The organism is Xanthomonas sp. BRIP62411, assembly GCF_003993525.1.
Classification (GTDB): Bacteria; Pseudomonadota; Gammaproteobacteria; order Xanthomonadales; family Xanthomonadaceae; genus Xanthomonas; species Xanthomonas euroxanthea.
On sequence record NZ_QEZI01000025.1, the window covers coordinates 1 to 390 of the forward strand.

Consider the following 390-nt stretch of genomic DNA (forward strand, 5'->3'; position numbering starts at 1 on the left):
GCACTAGATTGGAGCCACCGCGATGATGCGGAAGAGGTCGCCCCCGCGCCTCGACGAACGATCGGAGCACCACGCAGTGGATCTTGGAGTCATTTTCCTGTCGGAGACGGTGGGCACCGCCCTCCTCGTCCTCCTCGGATGCGGAGTCGTGGCGAACGTCGCGCTCATCAAGTCGAAGGGGCTCGCCGGCGGCACCCTCATGGTCAACTTCGGCTGGGGCCTCGCGGTCTTCGCCGGTGTGACCGTCTCCTACGCGTCCGGCGCGCACCTCAACCCGGCGGTGACGCTCGGCCTCCTCGCCGCCGGCAAGATCGAGGACGTCGCGAGCGTCCCCGTCTACATCCTCGCCCAGATGGTCGGCGCCATCATCGGCGCCGTGTTCTGCTGGCT

General features: G+C 67.7%; 1 protein-coding gene. It reads left to right on the forward strand.

Annotation, left to right across the window (positions count from 1 at the left end; all coding sequences use genetic code 11):
- Nucleotides 1-76: 76 nt before the first annotated feature.
- Nucleotides 77-390, forward strand: a 314-nt coding sequence (locus EO139_RS18580; RefSeq protein WP_206515164.1) for an aquaporin, incomplete at its 3' end; no start/stop codon positions are given.